The sequence below is a fragment of the Cryobacterium gelidum genome, assembly GCF_004403985.1.
Lineage (GTDB): Bacteria > Actinomycetota > Actinomycetes > Actinomycetales > Microbacteriaceae > Cryobacterium > Cryobacterium gelidum.
Map to the genome: position 1 here is coordinate 76,668 of NZ_SOHL01000015.1, position 20,901 is coordinate 97,568.

Below are 20,901 nucleotides of genomic sequence, written 5' to 3' on the forward strand. Positions count from 1 at the left end.
GTGCCCGCTTCATTTCTTGCCATTGATCCCGAGTCGGCTACGCCGCCGTTCGAGCAGTTGCGCAGCCAGGTGATTGCGGCCGTACGCTCCGGCGAGTTGGCCCACGACGCCCGCTTGCCGACCGTGCGGGCCCTGGCCGCCGAGCTGGGCCTGGCCACGAACACGGTCGCGCGCGCTTATCGCGAGCTGGAACGGGACAGCGTGATAGAAACGCGTGGGCGGTTCGGATCATTCATCGCTCCCAACGGCGATGCGGCCGATCGCAATGCGCAGGCGGCAGCCGATGCCTTCGCATTGCGCATCGAGCAACTCGGCGTGAGCCCGGCCGCGGCGCTCGCCCTCGTTACCGACGCCCTGGACCGCCGTTACGACGCCTGACCATCGGCCTTGCGCCGCGGATTTTGTATTGCTACTCTGGTACAAAATATATACAAAGGGAGGTTTTGTGGATACGGTCGTACTGATCCTGGCAGCGCTAGTCCTGGCGGGTCTCGGCATCCGGTTGATCCATAACGCACGTGCCGAACCGCGCAGGCGGATGCTGCAGGCCTACTCCCGGCAGGTCGGGCTCGCGTTGGTTCCTGAGATCGTTCCCGAGCTGTCTGGCCGGATCTATCGCCGCGAACGCTCGGGGGTCGTCGGGTCGATGGTGGGGCTCGTTCTGAGCGTGGCGGCGCTCGTCGTGACGGACGGCAGCCAGAACCCGTGGAACGGGCTTCTGGTCGTTGTCGCGATGACGGTCGGGTCGACGGTCGCCCTCATCGGCAACGATTCCCGCTCGGCGTTCGCCCCTGTGGCCGAAGCGCCGCGACTAGCGCGCAGCGACTCTCCCGGGCTGGCCGACTACGTCACCCCTCTGCACCGCACGTTCTCACTGGGTCTGCTGGCCCTCGCCACCCTGAGCTACATCGCCGTGCTTGGGATCATCGCCATCAACCCGGATCGGGTGTTCGATGATGTCCTGGTGCGCACGATTCTCTGGCCGTCTGGACTGGTGCTGGCGCTGGCAACCGCTGCGAGCCTGGTGACCTGGGCGGCGGCGAACGCTCTGCTAGGGCGCGGCCAACCGGCCAGCACGTACATGCAACTTGCCTGGAGTGACGCTTTTCGCAGCACCACCCTGCGCAGCCTCGTCGCGATCCCCGGGATCATCGCCGCCGTGAGCTCCTGCGTGCTGTTCCTCTCCTTGAGCGAGGCCATCAACCTGCCGGTGCCCGGCTCGATCGGCGCGATTCTGGGCGGGTCGTTCACGATCATGGGCCCGGTGCTCATCGTCGTGCTGGCCAGCTGGAGCCTTACGTGCACGCGCAATCGCAGCAGGACGCACTTTCTGCGCAGGCTGTGGCCCGAGACGGCCGTCGAACTCGATCGTCGCCGCGCAAGCGGTGCCGCCGCCGGGAACGATCAGCCCGGCGACCAGCGCGGCGACCAGCGCGGCGATCAGCGCGGCGATCAGCCCAATCAGGGCGACCGAACGAAGACTCCGGCATGATGCTGCTGGTCGATCCGCGCTCGGCGACCCCGCCGTACGAACAGCTACGGGTGCAGGTGCTCGCCGCGGTGCGCTCGGGCGATCTGGCCCCCGGTGACAAGCTGCCAACGGTGCGCAAGCTCGCCGAAGATTTGGGGCTCGCCGCCAACACTGTCGCCCGCGCCTATCGCGAGCTCGAGCGTGACGAGGTCATCGAAACGCGCGGCCGCAACGGATCCTTCATCGCAGCGAGCGGAAATGCCGCCCAGCAACAGGTGCAGGCTGCCGCCGTCGCATTCGCCGGCAAGGCGCGACAGCTCGGCGTGTTGCCCGAGGAAGCGCTCGCGTTTGCGCGCGCTGCCCTCGGCATCCGTTCGTAGCGACAAGGAGGCGGGCGAGTCCCGGACCTCGTGTGCACGGGGCACGCACCGTTCGGGGCCCGGGCCCCGACCACATTGGGGCTACGGTGCGGGGCTGTAGTGGGCGGCGAGGCGCTCGAAGCCCTCGTCGAGGGACACCGCGGGGGTCCAGTTCAGGTCGGCGCGGGTGCGCCGCTGGTCGAACCAGTGGGCGGTCGAGAGCTGCTCGGCCAAAAACCGGGTCATCGGCGGCTCATCCGCTCCCGGGCGACGCCGCCAGATTGCCTCGATGAGCGCGCCAGCCCCGCGGGCAACGGGTGCCGGCACCCGCCAGGCCGGAGCGGCCACGTTGGCTGCACCGCAGATTCCGGCCAGCAGTTCAGCGACCGGGCGCGGTTCACCGTTGGTGATCACGTAGGACTGCCCGTGAACCCGGTCGGCCGCGTCGAGCGCCGCGTGAATGGCAGAGGCCGCATTGTCCACGTAGGTCGTGTCGATCAGCGCCGCGCCGTGGCCGAGCAGCGGCAGCCGTCCCGAGCGGGCGCGGTCAACAATGCGATCGATGAGCTGGGTATCGCCGGGGCCCCAGACCAGGTGCGGACGCACGGCGACCACGCTGAACTCGGGAGCATCCGCGGCGAGCGCGAGCAGTTCGGCCCGAGCCTTGCTGCGGGCATAGTCGCCGCGGGCGTGATCCGGCGACGCTGGCAGCGCGTCCGCGCCCATGATCGAGCTGCCGGCGTGGGCCACCGACGGCGAGGAGACGTAGACGAAACGGGCGACGCGGGCATCCTGGGAAGCTTGCAGAACGGTGCGGGTGCCCCCGACGTTGACCGCCTCGAACGCGGCTGGGTCGCCGGTGAGCGACACTTTCGCCGCGAGGTGCACGACCGCGTGCATACCGCTCACGGCGTAGGCGAGGCCGGCATAGGGGGTGTCGGCGGGCGTCGTGATCGAGCCATGCACGTCTTCGACGCCGGGCACACCCGATGGCCGCCGCTGAAAGGTGCGCACCGTGTGCCCGCCCGCGCTGAGGCGGGCAGCGACGGCACGGCCGAGGAATCCGCTGGCGCCCGTGACCAGCACCCTCATGATTGTGTTCTCATGGCTTGACCCAGCGACCGCCCGAGAGGATGCCGGTGGCCCAGCGCGACAACCGGCGGCGGTCGATCTTGGAATTGTGCCGGATATCGGTCGGAAGGCCCGGCACCACGAAAACGGCGGCGACCGGAGACCCGACCGCGACGCGCACGGCGGTGGCGAGCCGCTCGGGAGCGCGGTGCATCCGGCGGGCTGGCGGCACAGTTTCAATCACGGCGACCTGCTGCTGGGTACCGAGCGGGCCGACGCCGACGAAAGCGGCGCGGGCGACGCCGGGCAGCGTTTCGATGCGCTGCTCCGGGCCGACCGGGGTGACCACGCCGTCGGCCGTCACGATGACGTGCGGCAGGCGACCCTCCACCCAGAGGCGCCCGGCGCGGTCGAGGTGCCCGACGTCGCCGGTGCGGTGCCAGCGTTCGCCCGGCACGGCGCCACGCCGCGAGGCCCGCTCGGTGAGCCAGAGCCGGTCGTAGTGATCCTTGACGTGCGGCGCTGATACGACGATCTCGCCGGTCACGTCGGGCTCCTCCGATAGTTCACCAACGGATGCCCCGCTCGGGTCGAGCGCGCTGATGCGGATGCGGGTGGTCGCGGTCGCCCCCCCGACACAGACGCCCCCGGCCGGGTTCATGGTTGCGGCCGCACGCGGCGGTGACGCTGCGGGAATCTGCGTGCCGGTATCCGCTGTCGGCGGCGTGGCAACGCTCGCTGCCGCGGCCCGGATGCCCTCGAGCGTGATGTCGGCCATGAGCAGGCCCTCGGTCATGCCGTACGGCGTGTGCGCGGTGGCAGCGGGCATGAGTGCCGCGGCCTGACCGAGCAGCGTCGCGGAGATGGGCGCGCCGGCCGAGAGGAAACGCCGCACCCCGGCCAGGGCCGTGTGGTCGGCGAGCGTGAGCGCCCCTGCCGTCGCGACGACGTTCACGAGGGCGGCCGGTGAGAGAAAGACGACCGTTGCGTCGATGGCGACGACGGCGGCCGCGACCGCGGTGGCGGTGAGGGTTTTGGGGGCGGTGACGTCCATGTCGGGGGTGACCGAGCGGGCGCCGAGGGCCGGGCCGAGCAGCGCGAAGGGGGCGAAACCGGCGACGAGGCCGGTGCCGACACCAACGCCGTACTGCAGAAAGAGGGCACGGCTCACGGCCGACAGCTGGCCGTGCGTGTAGACGACGCCCTTGGCCGGGCCGGTCGACCCGGAAGTGAACAACACGGCGGCCGTGTCGCTCGGAGCGGGCTCGGGCGGGAGCTCGTCGCCGGCGGCGAGTCGGGCCTGGCCCAACCGGATCAGTTCCGCGAGGGTGTGTTCGACGCCGAGCAGCCGCGCCATCGGGGCCGGGTAGCGGGCGGTGGAGATCGTGCGCCCCGGCCAGCCGAGCGCTCGGGCGGCCATGAGCCCGGGAGCGGCGCCGATGATGAAGTCGGGGCGGGCGCCGCGCACCGCGCGAGTGAGGCCGGCCAAGCCGAGGCCGGCATCCGCTACGACGACGATCGCACCGATGCGCACGCAGGCGTAGAGCACCGCGGTGAGGTCGGCGCTCGGCGGTACGAGAAGCGACACCCGGTCGCCGTGCCGAACACCGATGTGCCCGAGTCCGGCCGCGATCTGCCGCACGCGCCGTGACAGCAGCCGCCAGCTCACGGTGCGGGGGGCCGGCTGCATGTCGACGAGGGCGGTCTCGTCCGAGTCGCGCAGCTCGTCGAGGTAGTGCCAGAGCGGATGCGTCCCATCGACACCCCACGCGGCCTCCGAACCCGACATGGAGCCCTGGGCGCGCTCAGGAATCGCGGACTGCACGGCCGACTCCGGGGCGTCGGCGTCGGCGTCGGAATTTTCGGCCGGGACGATGTCGCCCAGCCAGAGCAGCGCGGCAGCGGCGTAGTCCGCGTCTTCGGTGAGCAGGTGTCCCGCGCCCTCGAACCGGTGCACGCGGGCGTGCGGCATCCGTTCGACCAGGTCGTCGAGGTATCGATCGCTGAAGATGGGATCGCGCGGACCCCAGAGCAGCAGCGTCGGCACCGCAAGGGCGCGCACTGCCTCGGCGATGCGGTCGAGTTCGAACCGGCTCTCGTGGGCGAGCGCAACCGGGATGTCGGCGACGAAGCCGCCGATCCCTCCGCGGCGGGCGCTCGTCAAGTAGGGTGCGCGGTAGCCGCGTTTCACTTCGGCCGACAGGGGCGGATGCGCGAGCGCGAGCGTTGTGGCGAGGAAAGCGGGCGTGGCCACGGTCGCCGGGCCGAGGATGCCGCGCCCGAGCGCGAGCCGAAGCGGCGCGGGAATCGAATCTCCCGGGCTCTGGTGCACCGCCGTGTTGAGGAGCATGACTCCGGCCAGCATCTCGGGATGGTCGACGGCCCAGCCGAGCGAGACCACGCCGCCCCAATCGTGGCCGAGCGTGATGACCGGGCCGGCCAGTTCGAGCGCGTCGGTGAGGTCGCCGAGGTCGTGCACGCGGCGAGCGAGCGGGCGCGCGGCGCGGCGGCCGGTCGCGGCAATGGAATCGGTTCGGGCCGAGAAGCCCATGTCGAGCTGGTCGACGGCGATCACGCGCCAGGCCGGCGCGCCCGACGCCGCGGCCTCCGTAGCCGAGGCAAGCAGACCGCGCCAGAGGTAGGACCAGGTGGGGTTGCCGTGCACACACAGAATTGTGCCGACCGGAAGCACGCCGAGCGCGTCGAGCTGTGGGCCGTTGTCGAGCAGGTGCCAACCGTGGGTCACGCCGCCGGCCGTACCGCTCTCCGCGACGTCGATCAGACGCGACCACCCAGGGTTCAGCCCAGACAGGCCCGTCGGCGGCAGCACGGCCGGGGCCGCGGTGGCGATGGGCAGGCGACGGGGTCCCACCATCACCAAACGAGTTCCATCATGGCAGTGTTCAGGCCGGACCCGACGCCCATGAGCAGCACCCGGTTGCCCGGTTGCAGCGTCGACGCCTCCCGGGCGAGTGTGATCGGAATCGACGCCGGGCCGACGTTGCCGAGGGTGGGAAAGGTCAGCGGAATCTTGGTCTTGTCCATGCCCGTGGCTTTGACGATGGCGTTGGTGTGCACGCTCGAGACCTGGTGCAGGATATAACGATCCATGTTGGACCAGCTCCAGTCCCGTTTGGCTTCGGTCCAGGCCGAAACGACGAGTTCCATACCGCCCTTGAGCAGTGCTTTCGCGTCGGTGAACATGCCGTCGACACTGCCGACGCACAGGTCGTTGAACTGGGTTGCCGCGCGGGTGACGCCGCCGAGGATGCGGTGTCCACCCGGGTGGGCATCCGCCGGGCCGAGCACGGCCGCGGCAGCGCCGGAGCCGAGGGTGAGGCTCGCGAACTCGCTCATGAAGTCTTTGCGTTTGATGCCCGGGCGGCCGAGGCGCTCGATCGTGTTGGACTGAATCTCGTCGGCGTCTTCACCGTCGATGATCACCGCGTACTTGATCTGCCCGGAGTCGATGAGCTGGGCAGCAAGGGTCATGCCGTTCACGAAGCCCAGGCAGGCGTTCGCGATGTCGAAGTTGATCGCCGACGAGGGCAGGCCGAGGCCGTGATGAATACGCACAGCCACCGAGGGTTCGAGGTGTTTGCGGGTCACCGAGGTGTTGATGAGCAGGCCCACGTCGCTGGGCCGAATACCAGCCTCGCGCAGGGCGATCTTGCCGGCCTTGACGGCGGCGTCATCGAAGGTCTCGTGCGGGCCCCAGTTGCGGCGCTCGTAGACGCCGGCCACCCGCTGCAGCAAGCCGGTGGGCAGTTTGAGGCGCGTCAGCACGGGCTCGAGACGGCGGTCGATTTCTTCGGACGTCGTAATGAGGGGTGCCATGAGGCTGCTGACCGACAACAAAGCCACGTTTCGGTGCGTCGTCGTCGCATTTCCGTTCACGCGTGGGCCCCTGTCGAAGTGTGGACAGCGGTAATCATACGTCCCCTCTGAGTTTGCCCCACGAAACTGTATGTAAACCGCACGTGGCCTGTGCGCCCCTTGGGGCACACAGGCCGAACGGCTCAGACCACACCCTCGGAGAGCGTGCTCGGGTTGCCGAACCGGTGCGCGGTGATCGAGATGGCCTGTTCGCGCAGGAACGGCAGCACCTCGATGCGACCGGCCTGGGTGACCGCGTTGGAATACACGGCGATGTCCGGGCTGCCGGCCAGCGCCTTGGCGAGAGCGGATGCCGCCTCCCGCGCTCCCAGCACCGGGTCGCTGCCGATGAGACGAACGCGGCTGGCGGTGATGCCACCGGAGCGGGCCCGGGCAAGCCACTCCTCGTCGCTCTCGACCACCACCACGATCTCGCGCTCGGCGAGGATGTTGCGCACGGCGGGCGGCACCGGAAGGGTGCTCGACACGTCGTAGCGCGATGTCGACAGGGTTGCGGCGGCGATCACGCGCAGCAGCTGGGCGAGCGTGCCCGTTTCGGTCAGGCGCACCGTGACCGGCAGCGCGCGGTAGCGGAACAGGTTGCGCTCCACACCGAGACCGGTCGCATCACGCACGACGTTGAATTCCTCGCGCCAGGCGAGGGCATCGCTCACGGCCGAGCGGCGCAGCACGTCGAAGTCGGCGTAGTCGAGAAAAGGCTGGCTGGCCTCGATGATGTCGGTGACCCGCTCTTCGAGCCCACGTAGGTGCAGCGTCGAGCTGTTGCGACCCGGTTCGTTGACCCAGCTGCCGAGGCCGAGGAGGTAGTTCGGTCCGCCAGCCTTGGTGCCGGCACCCACGGCAGAGCGCTTCCACCCGCCAAACGGTTGGCGCTGCACGATGGCACCGGTGATGCCACGGTTGACGTAGAGGTTGCCCGCTTCAACAGAGTCGACCCAGAGTGCCAGTTCGTCGGCGTCGAGCGAGTGCAGCCCGGTCGTCAGGCCATAGTCGACGGCGTTCTGAAAGCGGATGGCTTCTTCCAGATTGCGCGCGTGCATCACACCGAGCACCGGTCCGAAGAACTCGGTGAGGTGAAAATAGGATCCGGGAGTGACGCCGGTGCGAATGCCGGGGGACCAGAGCTTGCCGGACTCGTCGAGCTGTTTGGGCTCGACCAACCATTCCTCTTCGGCGCCCAGGGTGGTCAGCGCGTGCAACAGCTTGCCGTCGGCCGGCGACATGATCGGGCCCATCTGCGTGACCGGGTCACTCGCCGGACCCACCTTGATCGACGTCGCGGCGTCGACGAGCTGTCCGAGGAACCGCTCGGACTTCGCGACCGAGCCGACCAGGATAACGAGGCTGGCGGCCGAGCATTTCTGGCCGGCGTGCCCGAAGGCGCTCTTGATGACGTCGGCGGCTGCCAGGTCGAAGTCGGCAGAGGGCGTGACGATGATGGCGTTCTTGCCGCTCGTTTCGGCGAGCAGCGGCAGGTCGTGGCGGAACGAACGGAACAGCTCGGCCGTTTCGTAGCCGCCGGTGAGAATGACCCGGTTGACGGCGGGGTGCGCGACGAGCTTGGCCCCGAGGTCACGGCCAGGCAAGGTGACCAGCGCGAGCAGTTCGCGCGGAATACCGGCTTCCCAGAGGGCTTCCACGACAACGGCACCGGTGCGCTGGGCAAGCGCAGCGGGCTTGATGACCACACCGGCGCCGGAGGCGAGGGCTGCTAGTACGCCACCGGCCGGGATGGCGGTCGGGAAGTTCCACGGCGGGGTGACCACGATGAGCTTCGACGGCACAAAGATGGCGCCCTGCACGCGATCGAGGTCCTTGGCACGCTCGGCGTAGTAGTGGGCGAAGTCCACGGCCTCACTCACCTCGGCGTCACCCTCGGTGATGGTCTTGCCACACTCGCTCACCATGACCTCGATCAGACGGTCGCGGTTGGCGGCGAGCGCGAGCCCGGCGCGGTGCAGCACGGCAGCGCGTTCGGCGCCGGTTTTCTGCCCCCAGGCGGCGCCGGCGGTCAACACGCCGTCGATGATCGTGTTCAGTACTGCCTCGTCGGGCACGACGGCGGCGAGGGTGGTGTCCGTGCCGAGCGTTGACGCGTCGGCCCGTGCCAGTATCCTGCGGCCCCAGGCCCGGTTGGCGGGCAGCGACGGGTCGGTGTCCGGCTCGTTGTGGAACGCGGAGTGGTTGGGCACAGAGCCGCGCGTGATGCCGAGCAGGGCGCTGGTCAGTTGCGGGTCGGCGTCGGTGGCGGTCTCGGACGCTTGGCTGTGGGCATCCGGCTGGGCTGCGGCGAGCCGGTCCCTGTCGTAGCTGCTGGAGCGGTCCTGCACGCGGTTGGGGGTGGGCACCCGGTCATCGAGCGCGTCCAGGGAGGCCTGAAAACGGGCCTTCTCCCGGTTGAACAACTCGGGGTTGCTGGTCAGCTCGAACACGGCCGACATGAAGTTTTCCTGGCTCGCATTCTCTTCGAGCCGGCGAATGAGGTAGCTGATGGCCACGTCGAACTGGGAGGGGTCGACGACGGGCGTGTAGAGCAGCAGCTGCCCGACGTCCCGGCGCACAGCCTGGGCCTGGCCGGTGGCCATGCCGAGCAGCATTTCGAACTCAACCCGGTCACCCACGCCACGGGCGACACTGAGCAGGTGCGCCCACGCCACGTCGAACAGGTTGTGGCCGGCGATGCCGAGCTTGACGGCGTCGGTGTTCTGCGGGGTGAGCGCCCAGTCGAGCACCCGTTTGTAGTTGGTATCGCTGTCCTGCTTCGTATCGAAGGTTGCGAGCGGCCAGTCGTGCACGGCCGCGTCGACGTGCTCCATGGCGAGGTTAGCGCCCTTGACCAGACGTACCTTGATCGGGGCTCCCCCGGCCGCGCGGCGTTTCTGGGCCCAGTGCGTGAGGCCTTGGATGGCGCTCAGGGCGTCCGGCAGGTAGGCCTGCAGCACGATGCCGGCTTCGAGCTGGGCGAGCTTTGGGTGATCGAGCAGTCCCTCGAAGACCGCGATGGTGAGGTCGAGGTCGCGGTACTCTTCCATGTCAAGGTTGATGAACTTCGGAGTAGCGGATGCCGCAGCGAACTCATACAGCGGCGTCAATCGCTCAATCACCCGGGCGACGGTCTCGTCGAAGGCCCACATCGACAATTGGCTGGCGATCGACGACACCTTGATCGAGACGTAGTCCACGTCGGGACGTTCGAGGATGCGTTTGGTGCCCTCGAGGCGTTCGAGCGCTTCCTTCTCGCCGAGCACTGATTCGCCGAGCAGGTTGATGTTGAGGCGGTTGCCGCCCTCCTTCAAGTGCACCAGAGCGGGCCCGAGCTTGTCGGGGGTGGCGTCGACGACGAGGTGACCGACCATTTGGCGCAGCACGGTGCGGGCCGCAGGAATGACGACCCAGGGCAGTACCGGTCCGAGGATTCCGCCCAGGCCGATAGCCGCGCGCATGTGCGGTGGCAGAAAGCCGGGCGCCTTCCTCGCGACCTTTTGCAGACTGTAACCGGCGACCATCTTGTCTTCCGGGCGCATGACGCCATCAACGAAGCCGACCGTGAAGTCCAGGCCGTTCGGGTCCTTGAGCACGCCGGCGAGCCGCTCGGCCGCGGCATCCGCTGGAATCGTGGCGCTTTCGTCGAGCCATTTTTTCACGAGCGCGACGACCTCCGTACTGAAATCCTCGTTGGCCGGGCGGGTGGAGGCGTTGGTCATGGTCACGAGACTAGTCTTTCGTTCGCGGATGGGGTGCTCTGGTTCTTCAAGTCTGGATCCACCCTATATTTAGTAAAAGCAATTGTTTATGCATAATATTCATTAGAATTTCTAATGATTTGGTTTGCGTAGGGTGATGGGTGTTGGGGACGGCGAATGCTGGATGTCAGACGGTTACGGCTGCTACGTGAGCTGAAGATTCGCGGCACCCTCGCCGGGGTCGCCGAGGCCCTCGCTTACAGTCCCTCCGCGGTGTCGCAGCAGCTCGCGCTGCTCGAAAAAGAGGCCGGCGTCGTGCTGCTCAAGAAGGTGGGTCGGCGGGTGCAGCTCACCCCGCAGGCGGAGATTCTGGTCGAGCACACCACCCACCTGCTCGAGCGCCTCGAGCTCGCCGAGGCCGACCTGCGGGCGAGCACCACGACGGTGTCCGGCACCGTGCGGGTGGCCGTGTTCCAGTCCGCGGCCCTCGCCGTGATTCCGCGCGCCCTCACCTTTCTCGCCGATGACTTTCCGGCGCTGCGGGTCGAGGTGACCGAGCGGGAGCCCGAGCGTGGCCTGTTCGAGGTGGCCGCGCGTGACTTCGACCTCGTGCTCGCCGAGCAGTATCCCGGTCACACCCGCGCCCATTGGCCCGACCTCGACCGGGTCAATCTGGCCACGGATGCCCTGCGCCTCGCGGTACCACCCGAGAAATCCACACGCGTGCATGCGGCAACACTCGAGGAAACCGCCGAGCTGCCCTGGGTGATGGAGCCGGTGGGCACCGCGTCCCGCCAGTGGGCCACGCAGCTCTGCCGTTCGGCCGGTTTCGAACCCGACGTGCGGTTTGAAACCGCCGACCTGATCGCGCATATCCGCTTGATTGAATCGGGCAATGCGGTGGGTATTCTGCCTGACCTGGTCTGGGCCGGTCGCATGCCGGCCGTGCAGCTGCACGATCTGCCCGGCACCCCGCACCGCACCCTGTTCTCGGCCGCTCGCCGATCGAGCGCGCAGCGCCCAGGCGTGGTCGCGGTGCGCGGCGCACTCGACCGGGCGGTGAGCAAGGTGGCCAAGCCCACCGAATCCGACCCGCTCGAGCCGCCGCGCCCGTTCGAGCCGCTGGCCCCGGTATAGCCGACCGCCTCGATCCAGCAGCCGGGGCGGCTGCCGTCGGCGACGCCCCCTGCGAGTCGCCGCCGGAATCTGCACTTCGACAGGCCGCAGCACACTGCATTTGCCCGCAGTGCACCCTGCACTGGTAGTCGGAGTGTTCGATGCCGTCGCCGGAAACTGATGATTCAACGCTGTGGCCGAGCGACGGAAAGTGGCCTAGCCTGAGGGAAGACTCGCGTTTCACTCACAGTGGAGGTCACCATGTCAGCCAAGCCCACCGGACGCCTCGTTCACCGCGAGGATGGCCTGTATCTCATGCTCAATCGGCTGTTCAACGCGCCGATCGAACAGGTGTGGGCGAGCATGACGCGCCCCTCTGAACTCGAGAGGTGGATCGGAACGTATACCGGCTCATCGGCCACCGGCGCGGTCAAGTTCAGGATGGCGGCGGAGCCCGATGCCAGGTGGGAATACGTGAGTATTCGCGAGTGCCAGGCTCCGCACCGTTTCAAGGGCGATTTCGGCGAGGGTGAGGATTCCTGGCGCGCACTGTTCCATCTCGTCGAGGGCGACGGCATGACGAACCTGACCTTCGGGCAGCGCTTGCGGTCCCCCTCCGAGGTCGCCACGGTCGGCCCCGGTTGGGACTATTACCTCGATCGTCTGGTCGCCTCGCGCGCGGGCCTGCCGCTGCCGGAGTGGGAACACTACTATCCCGCGCACGCCCAGTTCTACAAGGACCTGATTGTTCCGGTGCGCACCGCTTGATCCGCGGCCAGCACGACCCGCGAGGTGGCTAGCGCCAGATACTGGGGGCGGACGCGCGGGTGACTAGCGCCAGATACTGGGGGCGGACGCGCGGGTGACTAGCGCCAGATACTGGGGGCGGACGCGCGGGTGGCGGGGGCGGCCGCAGCCCGGCTCCACTCGAGCAGCCACTCCGGCACCGTCACGTCGTCGGGAGCGACGCCGATCGCCTCGAGCAGCTCGGTGATCGTGACGACACCACCGGCGCGCTTGAGGAAACGGCCGCGAATGTATCCGTGGGCGTAGATCTCCAGGTCACCGTCGGCATCCGGTCGCACAAAGCGTTGCTCCACGTACACGGCCTTCTCATCGAATCCGAGGATGCGCGACTCGACCGTGAATTTCTGGCCGAGCCGGAGAGATTTGCGAAAGCTGATCGTCTCAGAGACCACGACGGGATACCAGCCGCGCGCCTTGAAGATCGCCCAGACACCGGTGCGGTGCAGCAGGTCGAAGCGGGCCACGTCCATGATCGACAGGTAGACGCCATTGTTCATGTGCCGCAAAATATCCTGGTCGGTCGGCAGCGTCAGAAAGTTGGTGCGTGCGACATCGAAGTGACCGAGCCGCGGTCCGAACTTCGACAGCAGAGCATGGAGGAGGGTTCTGAGGAACATATGCACGTCACGATGCTAACGAAACGAGGCAGGCGCGCGGTATCCGTTGTCGGTGAGCACCAGCATCCGTCGACATTCAGCTCGTGGGGTGCACGATGTGCCACAGACGCGAGCTGATGGGGCATTCCGACCCGGTATCTCAGCCTCGGCGCAGTGCGCACCCGCAGGAAGCTCAAGCCAGAGCGACCGCACGCGGCGCAACCGCACGCACGAAGGCGCCGAGGCGGCGGTAGACCTCCTGCGATTCGGGATGCGTGTCGTCCTGTTGCCAGGTGTGCTTGGTGTTGACGCTGCGCCGACCGTAGATCAGGGTGTCGACCCGAATAGCACGCGCGCGCAACGCCTCGATGAAATTGAGGTTGGCTCGATAGAAATAATCCCGCTCCGAGGTCGTCACGAACACCGGCGGAAAACCCCGATCCAGCCATTCGATCGGCGACATGAAACGGGCGGCCGTGCGCAAGTGCAGCCCCCGGCCCCGCTCGGGCAGCAGCATGCGCACGAAGTTGAGGCTGAGTACGAAACCGCGTTCGAACAACACCGAAAAGTCGGCGATGCTGCAGTGCTGCACCAGGCCGCGCAGGTTGCGGGCGGCGATCGGCGGATGAATGTCGTAGTGCGCGGCAAGCGCGGGCTCATAGGTCGACGCGGTGAGCAGCGCCGCGATGTGTCCGCCGGCTGAATCACCGCCGAGCACGATGCGGGTGGGGTCTCCCCCGTAGGCGGCTATGTTCCGGGCGACCCAGTCGAGTACCGCGTTGCCGTCCTGCATCATGTGCTTCAGCTGGAACCGCGTGGCCATGCGGTAGTTGGCATTGACCACGATCATGCCCTCGGCGGCCTGGCTCGCACAATATTTGGTGAGCGGGTCTTTGTCACCCGAGGTCCAACCACCACCGTGGAAGTACACATAGACGGGCAGTGGCGGTGCCGCGGCATCGCTGTCCTTGGGTGCGATGACGTCGAGCCGGTGAATCTTCTGGCCATCGCCGATGTAGTCGACGTCGAGGTCGTATTCCACGGTGTCGATCGGGTTCAGGTTGAACTTGTGTATCGGCGTCGCGCGTCGCAGCATGAGAGCGCGCCAGGCCCAGACCGGCAGACGACGAATACCGGTCTCGCGATGCGCCGACCGGTCAACTGTGACGCCGTCGGCGTGCAAACGGATACCGTGCAGCCAGGCCCGTGCCGAATGCTCGACCCGGGCGGGATCGGACGAGGCCGGGGGCGCTGCGGGGAGGGGCGTGGCACGAACAGTGTCGAACTGGATGCTGGTGATACTCACTGGTCGAGGCTAAGTTGACCTTCCCGAATGCCCGCTGGGAAGTACCCCCTTTGGGGGTAACTCCCGGCTTCAGGTGGCAGTTCGTGCCGTACGTTCACGCAGCGGACGCCCCGCCCGCCACCCCGGTCCCTTCCAGCACCGCGCGCGCAAGCGTGTGAAAGTGCAGGTTGAAGCCGAGAACGCCCGGCGTCGAGTGCGAGTCCAGGTCGATCATCGGCACGTCAACGGCATGAAGGATGAATTGATACCGGTGCGTGCCGGTGCCAGGGGGCGGTTCGGCGCCGACAAAAGAGGTCAACCGCAGCTCGTTGGGCAAGGTCAGGGACGATCCAGGCAGAGCCCCGCCCGCGACGCCCGCGTCAACCGGCAGGTCGGTGACGGATAGCGGGAGGTTGGCCACGGCCCAGTGCCAGAACCCGGAGCCGGTCGGAGCGTCTGGGTCGTACACGGTGAGGGCGAAGCTCGCGGTTTCGGGAGGGAAACCGCTCCAAGACAGCTGCGGCGAGACGTCCGCTCCCCCGGCACCGGCGGCATACTGCGCCGGCCGCAACGGGCCGCCGTCGGTCAGGTCGGTGCTGGTGAGCGAGAACTGGGGCACCGCGCCGAAACGGGCGAGTGGGTCGAGCGTCACGATGGCCTCCTCGTTGAGCATTAGCTACGGTGTTGCAGCACAGTCAGTTCATCCAGCCTACGCGTCCCTCATAAAATAGCTCCATGGCCATTCCGAAGATCCTGCTCTTTTACATCTTCACGCCACTGGCCGATCCAGACGCGATACGGCTCTGGCAGCGTGACCTGTGCGCCGGGCTCGGCCTGCGCGGTCGCATCCTGATCTCCAAGGACGGCCTCAACGGCACGGTCGGCGGCGACTTGCCCGCCGTCAAGAAATACATTCGTAAGACCCGCGACTATGCGCCGTTCCGGCACATCGATTTCAAGTGGAGCGAGGGCACCGGTCTCGACGAGAAAGGGCAGAGCCTCGACTTTCCCCGGCTCGTGGTCAAGGTGCGCGATGAGATCGTGAGCTTCGGCGCTCCGGGAGAGTTGCGTGTCGGCGCCGAGGGGGTTATCGATGGTGGCACCAAGCTGGCACCCGCCGAGCTCAATGCCCTCGTCGCCGAGCGTGGCGATGACGTTGTCTTCTTCGATGGACGCAATAAGTTCGAGGCCGAGATCGGCCATTTTCGAAACGCTGTCGTTCCCGACGTTGCTACTACGCGCGATTTCGTGGCCGAACTCGACAGCGGCAAATACGACCACCTCAAGGGCAAGCCGGTGGTGACCTATTGCACCGGCGGCATCCGCTGTGAGGTACTGAGCGGTCTCATGAAGTCGCGCGGATTCGGTGAGGTGTATCAACTCGACGGCGGAATTGTGCGTTACGGCGAGGCCTTCGGCAACGAGGGCCTGTGGTCGGGTTCGCTCTATGTCTTCGACCAGCGGATGTCCATCGATTTTGCCCCGGATGCTGCCGTGCTCGGCACTTGCCAGCTCTGCGCCGCACCCACCACGAACATGCTCAACTGCCGCGACGCCTCCTGCCGGGAACAGCTGGTCGTGTGCGCTACATGCGTGGCCGCCACGGCTCCGGCCTGCGCCACCCATGCGTCGCGAGCGAACGAGGCGTCGGCGCGCGCAACCTGAGCGGCCGGCTGAGGCACGATCAGCACCGAAACGCCGCTAGAGAGTTCCGGTGCTGGCACGCGCCGTGATTGGATCATGGTGTGACCTACGACGCGCTGGCTGTTCGCACCCATTTTCCCGCCCTCTCCACCGGCATCGCTCATTTCGATGGACCGGGCGGCACGCAGACCCCGCGGCAGGTCGGCGCGGCGATCGCACTGACCCTCACGCGCCCGCTCTCGAACCGCGGCACGGGCAGCCTGCCCGAGCGCAACGCGGACGACGCGGTGACCGGGTTTCGCACCGCCGCAGCAGATCTGCTCGGCGCAGAGCCCGATGGCATCGTCTACGGGCGCAGCGCGACCGCACTCACCTACGATTTCTCCCATCATCTCTCCCGCGCGTGGGGTCCCGGCGACGAGGTCGTGGTCTCCCGCCTGGACCATGACTCGAACATCCGGCCGTGGGTGCAGGCGGCCGACCGCACGGGCGCAACCGTACGCTGGGTCGACTTCGACCCGTCGACCGGCGAATTGTCCGCCGACGCGTTCGCCGCCGTCGTTGGTCCAGGGACGCGCCTCGTCGCCGTCACAGCCGCATCGAACCTGATTGGTACCCGCCCACCGATCGCGGCGATCGCCGACGTGGCGCATGCGGCCGGCGCGCTGCTCTACGTTGACGGTGTGCACTACACACCGCACGCCCTCGTCGACGTCAAGGCGCTCGGCGCCGATTTTTTCGTGTGCTCCCCGTATAAGTTCCTCGGCCCGCATTGCGGCGTGCTCGCCGCCGCGCCGGAACTCTTGGAAGGCATCCGGCCCGACAAGCTCGCAACGTCGAGCGATCGTGTGCCCGAGCGATTCGAATTCGGCACCCTCCCCTACGAACAGCTTGCCGGCGTAACGGCGGCCATCGATTTTCTGGCCGCGCTCGTGCCGGGCTCGACCACCGTTGGCGCCGCTGCCCCAACGCGACGGGAACGCCTCGTGGCGTCGTCACACGCACTCGAAACGTACGAAGCGATGTTGCGTGCCCAGCTTGAAGCGGGGCTCGCCGCGCTGCCCGGTGTGCTCGTGCATTCCCGTGCCGCCGCGCGCACCCCCACCGTTCTGGTGACCTTCGCCAACCATTCGGCCGCTGCCGCCTCCGCGTTTCTCATCCAGCGGGGGATCCTGGCCCCGGCCGGTTCGTTCTATGCCCGAGAGGCGAGTCGGCACCTCGGTCTGGGCGATGTCGGCGGACTGCGCATCGGCCTCGCCCCGTACACCACCGCGCACGAAGTCGAGCGGATACTCGACGCACTCGACGACTTTCTCCGGCCGTAGCGATTGTGCCGGAAGGCCCGCTTTTGCAGCGGAAGCCGGGCTCTGCCGGCCCTAGGCTGGTCTCACCACAGAGAGGAGTCGGATGCCTGCCGGCGCTGTCATCGAATTTCACAACATCAGCAAACGCTTTGGCGGTGTTGCCGCGGTCAACGATCTCTCGTTCACGGTTGAACCCGGCCGGGTCACCGGGTTCCTTGGCCCGAACGGTGCCGGCAAGACCACGAGCCTGCGCATTCTGCTCGGGCTGGTCGCTGCCAGCAGCGGCACGGCCACGTTCGGCGGCGTGCGCTACCGCGACCTGCCGCATCCGCTGGCCATGGTGGGCGCCGCCCTCGAAGCCGCGAGCTTTCACCCGGGCCGCAGCGCCCGCGACCACCTCGCCGTGTACACGATCGCGGCCGGACTCCCGCGCACCCGAGTGCTCGAAGTACTCACCCAAGTGGGGCTCGCCGCTCACGCCGCCCAGCGGGTCGGCGGCTACTCGCTCGGCATGCGCCAACGACTCGGCCTGGCTTACGCCCTGCTGGGCGATCCGGGCGTGCTCGTGCTCGACGAGCCGATCAACGGCCTGGACCCGGAAGGCATCCGCTGGATTCGCGGGTTTCTGCGCGACATGGCCGCCGAGGGCCGCACCGTTCTGGTCAGCTCCCACCTGCTCTCCGAGGTGCAGCAGAGCGTCGACGACGTCGTCATCATCGCCAGGGGCCAACTCGTGCACCTGGGGCCGCTGTCCAGCCTCGACACAGATGCCGCCCCGCAGACGATCGTCGATTCGCCCGACCGCGACGCCCTCGCCGCCGCGCTCACGGCCGCCGGCATCACATTCTCGATCGGCCGCACCGGCCTGCTCGCCGCGACGCCCGATCCGGGCCTGCTCGGACATCTCGCCTTCACCGCCGGGGTTGAACTGAGCGTACTGCATCGGCAGAAAGCCGGCCTCGAAGATTCGTTCCTCGCCCTCGTCGGCGGGGGCCACTCGCTGTGATTTCGTTCCTGCGTTCTGTCTCGGCCGAATTCGCCAAGATTTTCACCACTCGCCTGTGGTGGATTCTCGCTATCGTGCTCTTTTGCTACATCGGCCTGCTGGCCGGTGGCCTCGCGGCACTGTTCGGCGGTGTCCAGACCGGTGTGATCAGCCCGGATACCGTCAACACCGGCGGCGCAGCGATCACCTTCGGAACCCTCCCACCCCTCATCTACAGCTTCGCCTCCTCGGTCGGGTACGTCTTTCCGGTGCTGCTCGGTGCTCTCGCGTCGACCGGCGAGTTTCGCCACCAGACATTGACGCCGACGTTTCTGGCGACCCCTCGACGCGGCGTCGTGCTGGGGGCCAAGACGGTGACGCTGATTCTGATCGGTGCGGGCCTCGGGCTCGTCGCGCTGGCGGCATCCGTTGGTATCGGCGGCGGGGTGTTGAGCGCGTTTGGTGTCGATGCGCTGCTGCAGGGCTCCGGAACCTGGCTGCTCGTGGCGCGCACGCTGCTCGCCATGGGCCTCTGGGCGGCGATCGGCGTCGGTCTCGGCGTGCTCGTGCCCAATCAGGTGGCCTCGATCGTGATCGTGCTCGCCTTCACCCAATTCATCGAACCGCTGCTGCGGCTGGCCGCCTCTTTCCTCGAAGTCACGGCGAAGATCGGCAATTTTCTGCCCGGAGCGGCCTCCGATGCCCTCGTCGGCGCGAGCATCTTCACCGTGGCCAGCCCGGCCGGAGCCGCCCCGCTGGACTGGTGGCAGGGCGGTCTTGTACTGCTCGGTTACGCCCTGATCGCCACCATCATCGGTTACTTCGTGAGCTGGAAGAAGGACGTCACGTAGTCGGGCCGGTCGGCGGGGCTGGCAGCTTAAGCGAGTCGATGAAATCGGCCGCGTGCTGGCTGGTGAGAATGACCCGGGCGAATTCCTCATCGACGAGGTCGATCACTACGGCCGGGCGGTGACGTTTGATCGACACGAAGTCCTTGCCGCCGTGAAATTTCCAGGTCCCGGCGGCCACGATGAGCGGAATAATCGAGCCGAGCGAGCGAATTCCACGCAGCCAGATCCACGGATCCTCGGTGATGATCACCGAGCGGATACTCTCCCGCTGCACCACGATCGAGTCCCGTCGCAGGGCGAGGGTTCTTTCCGTGCGCGTCAAGTGGATCTCGAGCCGGTCGGAATGCACGCTCAGGGAAGCCATTGTTCCAGTCTGCCCGGTTCCGCCCGAAAAGCCGTTGTTCGACGCGAACAAAAGCAGTAACGTCCGAGCGCAGGATCCCTCCAAATGCCGCGATCAGCCCTGCGGGGTCGCCGCGGCCGCAGCCTTGGCCGCGGCCGGCAGTGCCTCGAAGATGCGCCCGATGGCGCTCTGATCGTGCGCATCGGAGACGAACCAGGCCTCGAACACGCTCGGCGGCAATGACACGCCGCCATCGAGCATGGCGTGAAAGAACGGTGCATAACGAAATGCCTCCTGCCGCTGCACGTCGGCGTAGGTGCGCGGGGCCGAACCCTGCGCGTCCTCGCCGAACACGAAGCTGAACAGGTTGCCGGCCCGCTGCACCCGGTGGGCGACCCCCTCGGCGGCGAGTGAGGCGGAGACCGCTTCCGAGAGGATGGTGGCGGTCGCATTGAGCCGGTTGTACACACTCTCATCGAGCAGATTGAGGGTCGCGATGCCGGCCGCGACAGCGACCGGGTTGCCCGAGAGCGTGCCGGCCTGATAGACCGGGCCGATCGGTGCGAGAAAGTCCATCACGTCGGCCCGGCCGCCGAGGGCGGCAACGGGCAGGCCTCCGCCGATGATCTTGCCGAAGGTGACCAGGTCGGGCATGTAATACTTTTCGCCGGCCGGCTCGAGGCCGCTGGTCTCGAGGCCCCAGAAGCCGGAACGGCTCACCCGAAAGCCGGTGAGCACCTCGTCGAGAATGAGCAGGGCGCCATTCGAGTGCGCGATAGCGGACAGTGCCGCGTTGAAGCCGGGATCGGGGGCGACAACACCCATGTTGGCCGCGGCGGCCTCGGTGATAACGGCGGCAATGCGGCCCGGATGCGCCTCGAACGCGGCCCGCACAGCATCGAGGTCGTTGTAGGGCAGCACGAGCGTCTCCGCGGCGGTCGCCGCGGTGACGCCGGCCGAGCCGGGTAGCGCGAGCGTCGCGAGCCCGGAGCCGGCCTGGGCGAGCAGACCGTCGGAGTGGCCATGATAGTGCCCGGCGAATTTGACCAACAGGTCACGACCGGTGAAACCGCGCGCGAGGCGGATGGCGGTCATGGTCGCTTCGGTGCCGGTGGAGACCAGGCGCAGCTTCGGGGTCGCGCCGACCCGTTCGGCGACCAGTTCGGCCAGTTCGGTCTCGGCGGGCGTCGAGGCGCCAAAGGACAGCCCGAGCGCCGCGGCATCCTGCACGGCCTTGATGACCTCGGGGTGCGCGTGGCCCAGAATCGCCGGGCCCCATGAGTTGACGAGGTCGACATATTCGCGGCCGTCGGAGTCCGTTACGTACGCACCCGCGGCCTTCACGAGGAACAGCGGTGTGCCGCCGACCGAGCCGAATGCGCGCACCGGCGAGTTGACCCCACCGGGTATGACGCGGCGGGCGCGGCCGAACAGTTCGTCGTTGTGACTGGTCGGGTGGTTCACTGTGGGAATCATCGTGTCGGTCATG

Annotated in this window: 18 protein-coding genes; 9 read left to right on the forward strand and 9 right to left on the reverse strand. The window is 67.7% G+C overall.

The features are described from left to right. From E3T50_RS08845 to E3T50_RS08855, 3 genes are all read left to right on the forward strand, one after another. Complete coding sequence (locus E3T50_RS08845; protein WP_134551511.1) at positions 1-378, forward strand: GntR family transcriptional regulator; 378 nt, start codon at positions 1-3, stop codon at positions 376-378. 67 nt (positions 379-445) lie between these two features. Then, the gene (locus E3T50_RS08850) at positions 446-1,492 is read left to right on the forward strand and encodes a hypothetical protein (protein ID WP_134551512.1); all 1,047 of its coding nucleotides are present in this window, start codon (positions 446-448) and stop codon (positions 1,490-1,492) included. Next, positions 1,489-1,851 (forward strand): GntR family transcriptional regulator, encoded by a 363-nt coding sequence (locus E3T50_RS08855; RefSeq protein WP_338145350.1) that lies wholly within the window; start codon positions 1,489-1,491, stop codon positions 1,849-1,851. Before E3T50_RS08850 ends, E3T50_RS08855 begins: the two co-directional genes overlap by 4 nt. A gap of 81 nt (positions 1,852-1,932) precedes the next feature. Here E3T50_RS08855 and E3T50_RS08860 read toward each other — a convergent pair whose 3' ends face one another. The 4 genes from E3T50_RS08860 to E3T50_RS08875 form a co-directional block, all read right to left on the reverse strand. Then, on the reverse strand, positions 1,933-2,922 hold the full coding sequence (locus E3T50_RS08860; RefSeq protein WP_134551513.1) for an NAD-dependent epimerase/dehydratase family protein: 990 nt from the start codon (positions 2,920-2,922) through the stop codon (positions 1,933-1,935). 10 nt (positions 2,923-2,932) lie between these two features. Continuing rightward, positions 2,933-5,776 (reverse strand): alpha/beta fold hydrolase, encoded by a 2,844-nt coding sequence (locus E3T50_RS08865; protein WP_134551730.1) that lies wholly within the window; start codon positions 5,774-5,776, stop codon positions 2,933-2,935. Continuing rightward, complete coding sequence (locus tag E3T50_RS08870; RefSeq protein ID WP_241990838.1) at positions 5,776-6,738, reverse strand: 3-oxoacyl-ACP synthase III; 963 nt, start codon at positions 6,736-6,738, stop codon at positions 5,776-5,778. Before E3T50_RS08870 ends, E3T50_RS08865 begins: the two co-directional genes overlap by 1 nt. A gap of 182 nt (positions 6,739-6,920) precedes the next feature. Beyond that, on the reverse strand, positions 6,921-10,502 hold the full coding sequence (locus E3T50_RS08875; RefSeq protein ID WP_134551731.1) for a proline dehydrogenase family protein: 3,582 nt from the start codon (positions 10,500-10,502) through the stop codon (positions 6,921-6,923). 156 nt (positions 10,503-10,658) lie between these two features. Between E3T50_RS08875 and E3T50_RS08880 the strand changes: the two genes are divergently transcribed. Both E3T50_RS08880 and E3T50_RS08885 read left to right on the forward strand, forming a co-directional pair. After that, on the forward strand, positions 10,659-11,618 hold the full coding sequence (locus E3T50_RS08880) for a LysR family transcriptional regulator (RefSeq protein ID WP_134551515.1): 960 nt from the start codon (positions 10,659-10,661) through the stop codon (positions 11,616-11,618). 240 nt (positions 11,619-11,858) lie between these two features. Then, entirely contained in the window at positions 11,859-12,365 is a 507-nt protein-coding gene (locus E3T50_RS08885; RefSeq protein WP_134551516.1) for an SRPBCC domain-containing protein, read from the forward strand. 98 nt (positions 12,366-12,463) lie between these two features. On the opposite strand, the gene E3T50_RS08890 is transcribed toward E3T50_RS08885, so the two are convergent. The 3 genes from E3T50_RS08890 to E3T50_RS08900 all read right to left on the reverse strand — a co-directional run bounded on the left by E3T50_RS08890 (position 12,464) and on the right by E3T50_RS08900 (position 14,937). Then, on the reverse strand, positions 12,464-13,027 hold the full coding sequence (locus E3T50_RS08890) for an acyl-CoA thioesterase (protein ID WP_370288959.1): 564 nt from the start codon (positions 13,025-13,027) through the stop codon (positions 12,464-12,466). 166 nt (positions 13,028-13,193) lie between these two features. Continuing rightward, positions 13,194-14,306, reverse strand: coding sequence for an alpha/beta hydrolase (locus E3T50_RS08895; protein WP_241990839.1), 1,113 nt, complete (start codon positions 14,304-14,306; stop codon positions 13,194-13,196). A 94-nt stretch (positions 14,307-14,400) separates the two neighbouring features. Continuing rightward, a complete protein-coding gene (locus tag E3T50_RS08900; RefSeq protein ID WP_241990840.1) occupies positions 14,401-14,937 on the reverse strand; it encodes a YbhB/YbcL family Raf kinase inhibitor-like protein in 537 nt (178 codons plus the stop codon). An 83-nt stretch (positions 14,938-15,020) separates the two neighbouring features. On the opposite strand from E3T50_RS08900, the gene trhO reads away from it, so the two are divergent. The 4 genes from trhO to E3T50_RS08920 all read left to right on the forward strand — a co-directional run bounded on the left by trhO (position 15,021) and on the right by E3T50_RS08920 (position 19,069). Further along, entirely contained in the window at positions 15,021-15,950 is a 930-nt protein-coding gene (gene trhO / locus E3T50_RS08905; RefSeq protein ID WP_134551518.1) for an oxygen-dependent tRNA uridine(34) hydroxylase TrhO, read from the forward strand. Between the two features lie 80 nt (positions 15,951-16,030). Further along, positions 16,031-17,254, forward strand: a complete 1,224-nt coding sequence (locus E3T50_RS08910) for a cysteine desulfurase-like protein (protein WP_134551519.1) — start codon at positions 16,031-16,033, stop codon at positions 17,252-17,254. A gap of 82 nt (positions 17,255-17,336) precedes the next feature. Continuing rightward, positions 17,337-18,239 carry an ATP-binding cassette domain-containing protein gene (locus E3T50_RS08915; protein WP_134551520.1) on the forward strand — a complete coding sequence of 301 codons (903 nt, stop codon included), beginning with the start codon at positions 17,337-17,339 and terminating at the stop codon, positions 18,237-18,239. Then, the gene (locus tag E3T50_RS08920; protein ID WP_241990841.1) at positions 18,236-19,069 is read left to right on the forward strand and encodes an ABC transporter permease; all 834 of its coding nucleotides are present in this window, start codon (positions 18,236-18,238) and stop codon (positions 19,067-19,069) included. The genes E3T50_RS08915 and E3T50_RS08920 overlap by 4 nt, the downstream gene beginning before the upstream one ends. Here the strand turns inward: E3T50_RS08920 and E3T50_RS08925 are convergent. Beyond that, positions 19,062-19,433 carry a hypothetical protein gene (locus E3T50_RS08925; protein ID WP_134551521.1) on the reverse strand — a complete coding sequence of 124 codons (372 nt, stop codon included), beginning with the start codon at positions 19,431-19,433 and terminating at the stop codon, positions 19,062-19,064. The two genes, E3T50_RS08920 and E3T50_RS08925, sit on opposite strands and share 8 nt — an antisense overlap. Before the next feature lie 93 nt (positions 19,434-19,526). After that, positions 19,527-20,900, reverse strand: coding sequence for a glutamate-1-semialdehyde 2,1-aminomutase (gene hemL / locus E3T50_RS08930; RefSeq protein ID WP_134551522.1), 1,374 nt, complete (start codon positions 20,898-20,900; stop codon positions 19,527-19,529). Position 20,901 lies beyond the last annotated feature (1 nt).

Excerpts from the sequence above, each read along its gene's own strand:
- E3T50_RS08855 (WP_338145350.1), top strand. The coding sequence starts at position 1,489 with ATGATGCTGCTGGTCGATCCGCGCTCGGCGACCCCGCCGTACGAACAG.
- E3T50_RS08860 (WP_134551513.1), bottom strand. The coding sequence starts at position 2,922 with ATGAGGGTGCTGGTCACGGGCGCCAGCGGATTCCTCGGCCGTGCCGTC.
- E3T50_RS08865 (WP_134551730.1), bottom strand. The coding sequence starts at position 5,776 with ATGGTGGGACCCCGTCGCCTGCCCATCGCCACCGCGGCCCCGGCCGTG.
- E3T50_RS08870 (WP_241990838.1), bottom strand. The coding sequence starts at position 6,738 with ATGGCACCCCTCATTACGACGTCCGAAGAAATCGACCGCCGTCTCGAG.
- E3T50_RS08875 (WP_134551731.1), bottom strand. The coding sequence starts at position 10,502 with ATGACCAACGCCTCCACCCGCCCGGCCAACGAGGATTTCAGTACGGAG.
- E3T50_RS08880 (WP_134551515.1), top strand. The coding sequence starts at position 10,659 with ATGCTGGATGTCAGACGGTTACGGCTGCTACGTGAGCTGAAGATTCGC.
- E3T50_RS08885 (WP_134551516.1), top strand. The coding sequence starts at position 11,859 with ATGTCAGCCAAGCCCACCGGACGCCTCGTTCACCGCGAGGATGGCCTG.
- trhO (WP_134551518.1), top strand. The coding sequence starts at position 15,021 with ATGGCCATTCCGAAGATCCTGCTCTTTTACATCTTCACGCCACTGGCC.
- E3T50_RS08915 (WP_134551520.1), top strand. The coding sequence starts at position 17,337 with ATGCCTGCCGGCGCTGTCATCGAATTTCACAACATCAGCAAACGCTTT.
- E3T50_RS08925 (WP_134551521.1), bottom strand. The coding sequence starts at position 19,433 with ATGGCTTCCCTGAGCGTGCATTCCGACCGGCTCGAGATCCACTTGACG.
- hemL (WP_134551522.1), bottom strand. The coding sequence starts at position 20,900 with ATGACCGACACGATGATTCCCACAGTGAACCACCCGACCAGTCACAAC.